The sequence below is a fragment of the Vreelandella rituensis genome (assembly GCF_003336665.1).
Classification (GTDB): Bacteria; Pseudomonadota; Gammaproteobacteria; order Pseudomonadales; family Halomonadaceae; genus Vreelandella; species Vreelandella rituensis.
The window spans coordinates 1-10,558 of record NZ_QPIJ01000082.1 but is presented as its reverse complement, the minus strand read 5'-3'; the positions used below and the strand labels follow the sequence as shown (position 1 = coordinate 10,558).

9 protein-coding genes are annotated in these 10,558 nt (G+C 58.5%); 7 read left to right on the top strand and 2 right to left on the bottom strand.

The features are described from left to right. The first annotated feature begins 194 nt into the window (after positions 1-194). Complete coding sequence (locus tag DU506_RS19675) at positions 195-2,153, top strand: FUSC family protein (protein WP_114488565.1); 1,959 nt, start codon at positions 195-197, stop codon at positions 2,151-2,153. 41 nt (positions 2,154-2,194) lie between these two features. On the opposite strand, the gene DU506_RS19670 is transcribed toward DU506_RS19675, so the two are convergent. Then, a complete protein-coding gene (locus DU506_RS19670; RefSeq protein WP_114488564.1) occupies positions 2,195-3,904 on the bottom strand; it encodes a sigma-54-dependent Fis family transcriptional regulator in 1,710 nt (569 codons plus the stop codon). A gap of 341 nt (positions 3,905-4,245) precedes the next feature. Between DU506_RS19670 and DU506_RS19665 the strand changes: the two genes are divergently transcribed. The 6 genes from DU506_RS19665 to DU506_RS19640 all read left to right on the top strand — a co-directional run bounded on the left by DU506_RS19665 (position 4,246) and on the right by DU506_RS19640 (position 9,872). Continuing rightward, positions 4,246-4,626 (top strand): c-type cytochrome, encoded by a 381-nt coding sequence (locus DU506_RS19665; RefSeq protein WP_181870832.1) that lies wholly within the window; start codon positions 4,246-4,248, stop codon positions 4,624-4,626. Between the two features lie 4 nt (positions 4,627-4,630). Further along, positions 4,631-5,176, top strand: a complete 546-nt coding sequence (locus DU506_RS19660; protein WP_114488562.1) for a hypothetical protein — start codon at positions 4,631-4,633, stop codon at positions 5,174-5,176. A 44-nt stretch (positions 5,177-5,220) separates the two neighbouring features. Then, positions 5,221-6,771, top strand: coding sequence for an FAD-binding oxidoreductase (locus DU506_RS19655; protein ID WP_114488561.1), 1,551 nt, complete (start codon positions 5,221-5,223; stop codon positions 6,769-6,771). 49 nt (positions 6,772-6,820) lie between these two features. After that, on the top strand, positions 6,821-8,287 hold the full coding sequence (locus tag DU506_RS19650; protein ID WP_114488560.1) for an aldehyde dehydrogenase family protein: 1,467 nt from the start codon (positions 6,821-6,823) through the stop codon (positions 8,285-8,287). 72 nt (positions 8,288-8,359) lie between these two features. Continuing rightward, positions 8,360-9,268 carry a SphA family protein gene (locus tag DU506_RS19645; protein WP_114488559.1) on the top strand — a complete coding sequence of 303 codons (909 nt, stop codon included), beginning with the start codon at positions 8,360-8,362 and terminating at the stop codon, positions 9,266-9,268. Positions 9,269-9,365: 97 nt separating this feature from the next. Next, positions 9,366-9,872, top strand: coding sequence for an alcohol dehydrogenase catalytic domain-containing protein (locus DU506_RS19640; RefSeq protein ID WP_114488558.1), 507 nt, complete (start codon positions 9,366-9,368; stop codon positions 9,870-9,872). 90 nt (positions 9,873-9,962) lie between these two features. Here DU506_RS19640 and DU506_RS19635 read toward each other — a convergent pair. Next, positions 9,963-10,558, bottom strand: a 596-nt coding sequence (locus DU506_RS19635) for a transposase (RefSeq protein WP_147273788.1), incomplete at its 5' end; no start/stop codon positions are given.

Here is a 10,558-nt window from a genome sequence, read left to right as displayed (position 1 = left end):
GGCGTTGTGGACACGCCCATGTCAATTACGCACATTGATCACCGATTGACATTAGAAGCTCGCCAACGAGCGAGTGAAACCACGTCTAACGGCGCAGCCGCTTAGGCGTGGTAGTTCATATAGATGCTGGATCATTTTATCGCTATGCGAACTTTCATCGAGGCGGCTAGCCTTGGGAGTCTATCTGCATCGTCATGACCAAAACTCACATGAACCGCTCGGCGCGCTGGCTCTCTCGCAAAGGCTTTGACATTGAGCGCTTGCGCTTTGGGTTACGCACGGCGCTGGCTTCCTGCTTGGCATTGTGCATGGCTTGGGCGATTGGCCTGGAGCATCCGCAGTGGGCGGCGATGACCGTCTGGGCGGCCTCGCAACCGGTACGTTCGCTGCTGATAGAGAAAAGCCTCTACCGAGTTCTCGGTACCCTGGTGGGCACCGGGGTCGGGCTGCTGTTACTGCTGGCGGCAGGGGACAGCTTGCTGTGGCTGGTCATCGGCTTGGCGTTTTGGGTCGGGTTGTGTGCTGGGGTAGGTAATGCCCTGCACAGCATGATTTCTTACGCTGCGTTGTTGTCGGGTTACTCCGCTTCGATGGTGGCGCTGCTGGGTACCGCATCAAATATGAATACCCTGGCCCTGGGCGCCGACCGCCTGCTCACCGTGCTGGTCGGGGTGAGCATGGCCTTGCTTGTGGGTCTGCTGCTGACGCCGCGCAGCTCGCGCAGCGATCTTGAAGAGCGGGGGCGGCGCAGCACTGCCCGGGTGCTGCACTTGTTGGCCGAGCGGCTGAACCGTCAACCAAGAATCACTGCTCAGGCGCCGAACGAGCTGCTCGCCGATATTGCCATTCTGGAGGCTCAACTTGAGCCTAGCGCTGCCGGGTCGCGCCGGGCTCGCCACTCGGCGCGTTCCCAGCGGTCGGTGCTCGCTGCCTTGACGGCTACGCTGTTGTGGGTTCGGCGTCGTGAGCAGGGGCCGCATCACGCTGCTGCCGGCAAGGCGGTGGCAGACGCTGCTCTGGCCATGGACAGTGCCGAGCCCTTGCCCACAGTGGCGGAACACCTGAGGCGCGCACGTCGCCTCGCTGAGGATGACCCGGCACTAGCAGAAGTACTGGGGCGCCTTGGCGATGCCCTGATTGAGCGTCAGTACTTTCGCGATACCGGACGCACCCAGCGTGAACAAGCCCGGCGACTGGTGATCCGTCATCGTGATTGGGTGCATGCCCGCCAAGCCATGTTGCGCACCACCGGCGTGCTGCTGGTCATTGGCCTGGCTTGGGTGGTCACCGGCTGGCCTGCCGGGGCTTATGTGATGTTGGGTACTTCGGTGATGGTGACGCTGTTCTCCACCTTCGAGAACCCGGCCTGGATCATGCGCCATATTCTCGCCTGGCAAGCAGTCGGTGCGCTCATCGCTCTGGCAGTGCGCTGGCTGCTGTGGCCCTGGGCCGGCGAGGAATGGCAGCTGGTGGCGATACTGCTGCCGCTGATCCTGATAACGGTGATTCCCTTCTCCCACCGACGCACCCTCAATGGCTCGATGGATTATGTGATGATCCTGCTGCTGCTATCGCAGCCGGCGATGCCGCTTACCGGTACGTTCGAGCACTCGCTGGCGGTGGCGTTGGCAGTGGTAGCCGGCCCGCTGTTGGCGCTGATCTCCTTCCGGCTGGTATTTCCGACCAACGCCCGGCGTCGCCAGCGTCAACTCGAAGGCATGATGCTCCACGAACTAGAGGCCATGGCCCTGCGAGGCACCGCGGGGCGCGAAGAGATCTGGCAGGCACGCCTTTACCACCGGGTAATGCGGCTTGTCCACTGGGCTCACCTGCAAGGCGAGCCGACCCACCGGGTGGTCGATGGCAGCCTCACTGCACTGACGTTGGGTGAGGTGCTTCAGTCGCTGCAGCGGTATCGTCAGGCGGAAATTCTACCGGGCACGGCACGACGCATCGAGGCGAGTCTGCGTCGGGTTGGCCACCTCAGGCAAGCCCCGCTGGAGGCCGCAGCCGCTCTTGAGCGTCTCGCCCATACGTTAGCGCGCCGCCAGGAGGTCGAGCTGGCCCGGCGAGCAAGGCATTCAGCGAAACTGATACGTGAAAACCAAGGCTTCTTTCAGCACGACGCTTGGGTGCTAAGCGCAAAATGTTAAAGCGTAGAGCGTGGTCGAGTACGAATGTGATCCGGAGTTTTTCAGGGTAGCTCGTACTTTTTTAATCGGTAGGCATAAGCCGCGCGGCTCATGCCGAGGCGGTGTGCGGCGGCGGTGACATTGCCATCGCTGTCGGTGTGTGCAGCCTGAATCAGTGCTTTTTCCACGTCTTCCAGAGTCATGCCGGCGTCCAGCAGCGGCTGGATACGCTGACGGGGCGTGGCGCTTACGACATGCTCGCCGGGTGAAGATGTCAGCATGCCTGCGGCATCCAGTCCTTGGGCCTTCTCGCGTTCCAACGTCGGGACGCGGTAATCGCCGAACAGGGCTTTTTCGGTAATATGTTTGTGATCGGCTGTGAGAATAACGCCGCGCTCGACGGCATTTTTCAGCTCGCGCACATTTCCCGGCCAGCGGTACTGCCACATGGTGGAGCGCGCTTGATCGGAAAAGCCTAGTGTACGGCGCTGATAATGGTGTTCAAAGTGACGCAGGAAATGCTCGGCAAGGGGCAAAATATCGTCAAGCCGTTGGCATAATGAAGGGACGGTCAGGGTAAAGGCATTCAAGCGATAGAATAGATCCTGACGAAAACTGCCTTGTTCGACACGCTCCAACAGGTCGTTGTGTGTTGCGGCAACGATGCGTACATCCACGTTTCTGACCGTTTGACCGCCTACCCGCTCAATCTGGTGCTCTTCCAGCGTTCTTAGTAGCGCTGCCTGGGCTCTGGGAGAGAGTTCTGCGAGCTCATCCAGAAAGAGGGTGCCTCCATCGGCGCGCTCGAAGCGCCCCATGCGCGACTGCACCGCGCCGGTATAGGCGCCTTTTTCGACGCCGAACAACTCCGACTCGATCAGCTCGGGGGGAATCGCCGCGCAGTTCACTGCAATAAAGGGGCCGTCCGCACGCTGGCCCTGGTCATGCAGGCGTCGAGCAAGGATCTCTTTGCCGGTGCCGGTTTCGCCAAGCAGCAGTACAGACACCTCAGAAGGCGCGGCTCTATCGAGCATGGTGAGCATTTCACGAAAAACAGGCGTTGAACCAATCGGTCCCCACGTCTCTTTATCGCGTGTGCGTGCCAAGTCGCTCTCTAATGTCGCAATGCGGGCTTGCAGCTCGTAAAGCTCATCAATCAGCGGGGCTTCGCGCAACAACTCGGCAAAAGCCTGGTGGTCAGGCCACTCATGCGCGAGCTTGCCGATAATGCGGCAATCGTCATCGCCGCAGGCGCGGCAGGTGACTTCCCGATACTGCACTTCGCGTCCCAGCAGCTGGGTGGCATAGCCGGACGCATATCCCAGCAGGGTCCAGCACGCTGGTTCGTTCTGATGGCCGTGCGAGCGCCACACGTCCACTTCAAACGAGCCTTTCCAGATAAATTCGCTGTAGAAGTGATCCTGGGCCAGATCCATTTCCAGGTTGACGGGTATGGCCTGAACATGACCTTGCAGGGCATGTAGCTGGGGACCGGCAAGAAAGCTCTCCTCCAGGCCCAGACGTTTTCCTCTGAGCGCCTCGCCCAGCTCAGCATCCATTAGTCCCGAGTAATATCCCAGCCGCATGAACAGGCCTCGTGCACGCTCCATACCGAGGGTGGTGATCAGCTCGTTGCGAAAGAAAGTGGAGGCTGCCAGCGGCATGAGGAGCATGCGTTGCTCACCCAGCCAGATCTGGCCTTCCTCGGGGAGAAAGCGTAACGCATCCATCAAGTCGCGGGCGTTAGGATAGTCGGAAGATGAGAGAAACATGCCGGCTCAGGGTTGGTTCAAAGCGAAAGCGTACCACTTGATACAGCGCCATGGGAAAGTCCGCTGTCGTTGATGAGCGCGCGGCGCGTTAATCATTTAGTGAATGGCTGCTCAAATGATTAACCATTTTTGGCGAACAGATGTTCGTAAGCCGTACTATGCTGCGCCGCATTGTTGGCTAATGCCTTGATACTGTGATTTTTTCTGATATCGGCACGCTTCTTGATAGGTAAAACACCCAGGACACAGCGCTAACCTATTGATTTATACTAAAGTATAAGGTTTCGCTGTGTCGCTCCGCTGATGACATGCCTCATGGCGAACTGAAGGGTGATACTGCTATGCAAAACACAACAATAGGGCCTTTACGGCTTCTTTCGAACACGAGGCTTAAAAGCCTTGCTCTTCTCGGCGGTTTGCTGTTGCCGATGGTGGTCTCCGTTCCCAATGCCGTAGCGTCGGAAGCGCGTGAGCCTGCCGAGGTTTATCGACAGATCTGCGCCCATTGTCATGCCTTGGACAAGGCGGTCGGTCCCGAGATCACCATGGCTTTTCCCGAGACAGCTCATGAGGCGTGGGGCAACTATATTCGCACCACGGTGCGTAACGGCCGTGGGGCCATGCCGTCCTTCCGTGAAGCCAAGGTGAGCGATGAGGAATTAGACGCGCTGATTCAGGCACTGATGTACGGCGAGTTTGCGGATACCGCTGAAGAGGAGTGAAGCCATGAAGCTGACACGTCGACAATTGCTGAAAAATGGGTTGCTTCTGGGCTCCTCTATCCCGTTCTCCATGAGTGCCGCCTGGGCCGGTCAGACCGGATCAACCGAAGTGCCGCAGCACGGCCAAATCAATCTCTACGGCACCGCCGACTCAACCACGGAACTGGGGCTGGGGTTGCGCCAAAAAGGCTGGGCGCCTCGCTACGAGGGACGCCTGGACCCACTGATGTTGAGTGCTTTACCTGGCGGTACGCTGGCTGCCGGTTTCACCGATGAAGCGGGCTTGGTGCTGCTGACTAGCTTGCTCGTTGGGCGCGGGCGAATTTTAGCGCTGGGTCGCCACACAGGAGGAGTCCATCACCTGATGAGCCAGCGTGGCCCCTTGGTAGAGCCACTGGCTGTTGAGGCGGGTAGCTGGCAAGCCGCGCTGGGACGAGAGTATGCCCGGTTAGCGCTAACCTCCACGACAGGGCGCCATGCCCAGCAGTTCCATCGCCCGACGGAGACGCCTCTGAATACCAGCGAGCTGAGTTTCCTGGTTCGACTTTGAGCCTTCGTTTGAGCCCCTGATCACAATAATCGAGAGACAAATTTATGAGCACGGCACCGCGTATTCTTCCAAAAGGTGTGGCTGAGGCGGATTTCGATACTGCCTTGGGCCGTTTTCGCGAAATTCTCGACGCTGATAGCGTTCTGACCGAGAGCGACCAGCTGGCGCCTTACACCAAGATCATGATGGCCGGCGATGATGCGGATTACATCCCGTCTGGGGCTTTGCTGCCGACCACCGCCGAACAAGTGCAGGAAATCGCACGTACCTGCAATGAGTTCAAGGTACCGATCTGGACGATTTCCACCGGCAAGAATCTGGGCTACGGCTCGGCGGCGCCGGGCGAAACTGGCCAGGTGATCCTCGACCTGCACCGCATGAATCGCATTATCAATGTGAACCCGGATGTCTGCACGGCGCTGATCGAGCCTGGTGTGACCTACCAGCAACTCTACGACTACATCCAGGAAAAGGGCTACAAACTGTGGCTTGATCCGCCGGCTCCCTCGGCGATTGCCGGGCCGGTGGGTAACACCCTGGATCGCGGCGTGGGCTATACCCCTTACGGCGAACACTTTATGTTCCAGTGCGGCATGGAAGTGGTGCTGGCCAATGGCGAAATGGTGCGCACAGGTATGGGCGGCATCGAAAATTCCAGCTCCTGGCAGGTCTTCAAGTGGGGCTATGGCCCCTATATCGATGGGCTCTTTACACAGTCGAACTACGGCATCGTTACCAAGATGGGGCTGTGGCTGATGCCCGAGCCGCCCGCGTATCGCCCCTTCCTGATCCAGTACCAGGATCCTGAGGATATCGAGGAGATTGTTGAAGTACTGCGTCCGTTGCGTATCTCCCAGATCATTCCCAATGCCGTGGTCATCGTGCACACCCTGTGGGATGCGGGCACCCATGTGGTGCGCAAGGACTACTACGACGGCACCGACTCCATTCCACGTGAGGCTATCGAGCGCATCAAGCGGGACGAAGGAATCGGCGAATGGAACGTCTATGCGGCGCTCTACGGCACGCCCGAGCAGATCGAGGTCAATTGGAACATCGTCGAGCAGGCTTTCAGCAAGAGTGGCAAGGCCAAGATCATGTATGGCGAGGAGGCCGAGAAACGCGGCGGCGGCTTCGAATACCGCTCGGCACTGATGAAAGGCGACATGAATCTCCAGGAATTCGGGCTTTACAACTGGCGTGGGGGCGGCGGCTCCATGTGGTTCGCCCCGGTATCTCAGGCCAAGGGCAGCGAGACCAAGGATCAAACCGCGCTGGCTCAACAGATTCTCGGCAAGTACGGCTTTGACTACGTAGCCGAGTACATCGTCGGCTGGCGCGATATGCACCATGTCATCGACCTGCTCTACAACCGCCAAGATCCGGATGAGACCCAGCGTGCCTACGACTGTTTCGCGGAGCTTATCGATGAGTTTGCCAAGCGCGGTTACGGTCTGTACCGCACCAATACCGAGTTCATGGAACAGGTCGCGGGTACCTTCGGTGAGCCGCTGCGCAATGTGCATACGGCGCTGAAGAATGCCCTGGACCCGAATGGCATTCTGTCGCCCGGTAAATCCGGCATTCGTCAGTAATGGTGGCTATCTACGGTTTGTCAGTGCCATCGTTTAAGGAGACTTCATCATGAGCAATGCGTATAGCGATTTTCACCTTCAACCGATCGCAGGCGAGTGGCGAGAAGGCAGCAGTGAGCGCACCGTCGAGGTGCTCAATCCTTATGACGGCAGTCAGCTGCTGACTGCCCGACTGGCCGATCGCAACGACCTCGATGCCGCCTTCACCGCCGCAGAGAAGGCCCAGGCTGAGTGGGCGGCGACTCCACCGAGCGCACGTGCTGCGCTGATGCAGCGCGTGGTCGGCATTTTTGATGCCCGCAAGGAAGAGATCATCAACTGGCTGATACGCGAGTCGGGCAGTACCCGTCTCAAGGCCAATATCGAATGGGGCGCGGCCCGTGGCATCACCCAGGAGGCCGCCAGCATGCCGGGTCGTGTCCATGGCATGACTCTTCCCTCCGATGTACCGGGCAAGGAGAACCGGGTCTACCGTGAGCCGCTGGGGGTGGTGGGGGTGATCAGCCCCTGGAACTTCCCGCTTCACCTTTCCCAACGCTCCATTGCGCCGGCGCTTGCCTTGGGTAATGCCGTGGTGGTCAAGCCGGCGAGCGATACCCCGGTGACCGGCGGGTTGTTGCTGGCGAAGATATTCGAGGAAGCCGGCCTGCCGAAGGGCGTGCTGAGCGTGGTCGTGGGGGCCGGTAGCGAGATTGGCGACGCCTTCGTCGAGCATCGCGTGCCGCGGATGGTGTCCTTCACCGGTTCTACCCCGGTAGGGCGCGGCATTGGCCGGATTGCCAGCGGTGGCGAACACATCAAGAAGGTCGCACTGGAGCTGGGTGGTAACAGCCCCTTCGTGGTGCTGGATGACGCCGACCTCGACCAGGCGGTGAGTGCCGCGGTGATGGGCAAGTTTCTTCACCAGGGGCAGATCTGCATGGCCATCAACCGCATCATCGTCGATGAGAATCTTTATGACGCCTTTGTCGAGCGCTTTGTCGAGCGGGTGAAAGGGCTCCAGGTGGGTGACCCCGACGACATGGCCACGGTGGTGGGACCGGTGATCAACGCCAAACAGCGTGAGGGCCTGGAGGTCAAGATCGCCTCCGCCAAGCAAGAAGGCGCCAGCGTGTTGCTGGAGGGGGAGGTCAACGGCCAATTGGTGCCGCCTCATGTATTCGGTAACGTCACCCCGGACATGGAAATCAGCCGCGAGGAGATCTTCGGGCCGCTGGTAGGTATCCAGAAAGCACGCGATGAAGCCCACGCACTGGAACTGGCCAACGCCACTGAGTATGGCCTTTCCAGTTCAGTGTTTACCGCCAGCCTGGAGCGGGGGACGCGTTTCGCCCGGCGTATCAAGGCCGGCATGACTCATGTAAACGACATGCCGGTCAATGATGAACCCCATGTGCCTTTCGGCGGTGAGAAGAATTCGGGGCTGGGACGCTTCAATGGCGACTGGGCCATCGAGGAGTTCACCACCGACCACTGGGTCAGCGTTCAGCAAACACCGCGTGACTATCCCTTCTGAGCACTTGGCGCCACTCCCGTCATCCGCCAAAGGTGGATGACGGGACAAGGCTAACAAAAGAGACAATAATCCATGAAATACCAGAAAATTGTTTGGCTGGCCGCTCTCGGTACCAGCGCCATCGCCATGCCCGCATTTGCCGTCAACGGACATTATCCCCCCGGTATCGAGGGTTTGAGCGCCGCGGCCGCGCCCCCCGAAGGACTTTACTACCGGGGTTACCTGCTTCGATACGATGTCGATAACTTTAATGATGGCTCGGGTGCTGCGGTGCCAGGCGACAATAGTGGCACCGTGACTGCACTGGCTCATCGCTTTATCTGGATGACCGATAAGCAGTTTCTCGGGGCGGACTATGGGATGGAAACGATTATCCCGATGCTGGATATCGAGTTCGATCTCGATGTCGCCGGTGGGCAAAGCTTCAAAGATGACGGCATTGGCGATCTGTTTGTCGGTCCGGTGATCCTGGGTTGGCATGGCGCGCAGTGGGATGCGACCTTCGCCGCCGGGCATTGGTTTGATACGGCCGATTTTGATGCACGCAACCCCGCGTCGGTGGGTAAGGGTTATGGCAGCACGATGCTGACTTTGGGTGGCATGTGGCATTTTGATCAGGAGAAACGCTGGAACGTCTCGGCCTTATCTCGCTACGAAATCAAGACCGAACAGGATAATACCGGTATTACACCAGGTGACAGCTGGCTAGTGGAGTGGGGTATCGGCCACCGGTTGGCCAATGGTCTGGAGCTTGGCCTGGTGGGCTATGATGCTTGGCAGCTCGAAGCTGATGAGGACGCACCGACCAGTGATAAAGCCGAGCGTCACGCGGTGGGTGCTGAAGCGGGTTACTTCTGGCCCACGGCCGGGGTCATGCTCAAGGGGGCTTACTATCATGAATATGACGCCAGCGCCGGAGGTTTGAAAGGACTGGAAAGCGAGGGTAATACCGTCCGCCTGCAGCTCACGAAATTCCTGTGATGCTTGGGTTTGACACCTTGATTCAGTATTAGCAGGGGACTAAGAAACCCCGTTCGGCCCCTGGCCGGATGGGATAATACGAGAAAGGAGTATGTCCATGCAGATTCAAGCCGCCATTACCTCCGCCATGGGCGAGACGTTCGCGCTGGACACGGTTGAGCTGGCTACCCCCGCCCTGGGCGAGATTCAGGTTCGTATTGTTGCCACTGGCGTTTGTCATACCGATGCCGTGGCGCGCGATCTGGGCATTGCGCCGTTTCCTATTGTGTTGGGGCATGAGGGTGCTGGAGTGGTTGAAGCTCTCGGCGCCGGTGTAAAGGGATTAGAGGTGGGTGACCATGTAGTGCTGTCGTTTGCACATTGTGGGCAGTGTGCCCACTGTCTAACCGGTCATCCGACCGTCTGTTCGACCTTCAATGAGCTCAACTTTGGAGGTGCCATGGACGATGGCAGTCATCGCCTGCAACAGCAGGGCAAGACACTAGGAGGCTGTCCGAGAATACGGTATGCCCACCTAAAAGGTGATCAAAAGACCATCCAACAAACACCTAAAGATGATGTGTGCTCACCAGCGACCAATAAAACGGTCCAATGGCGTTTTTGATGCCTATTTTGCCTATTTTCAGTACAACATCAGGTCATTAGACCGACGTTGGTATTAATTTATTGCCCTCTGGACGGACTAACCCCTTGGTTATCGCCTTGGCCATTTTTTGAGATTATGGGCCGCACACATCAGAGAAAACTCTCCCGCTACTTTTGCATGACCACGGACGCTAAATCCACCAAAACCGAGGTTCTTGATCTGACCGAAAACCGGCTCCACGATGTGCTTGCGATTTTTATAGATTGCCCAGCCCGTTTCCGAGGCCATTTTGTTATTCATCTGTTGCCTTAGCGGCTCTTTGTCATCGGTGCTGATTGTGCGTCCCTCTCCTTTAGCGGATTGGCAACAACGCTCGCGAAAAGAACAGGCCGCACAGTCGGCAGGCGCTGCCTGGTAAAACTGACGGCCATTCCTGCTACGATGCTTGAGAGGCAGCACAGCACCGCCAGGACAACTGAAATGATCTGTTTCGGGATGGTAGATGAAATCGGCTTTGACAAGCTTACGCGTTGAGGCATCCCATCCCGTGGGGGCGGGCTTTTCCCCTCTATCGGTGGCAATATAGGCGTCAACATCCTCCAGTGCCGCCAGATTGGCACCTGACATATAGCCATTATCGGCACTCAATTTGTCCGCTTGTCGACCACCTGTGGCAGCATTGAGGGCTTCCAGGGCCGGGGTGA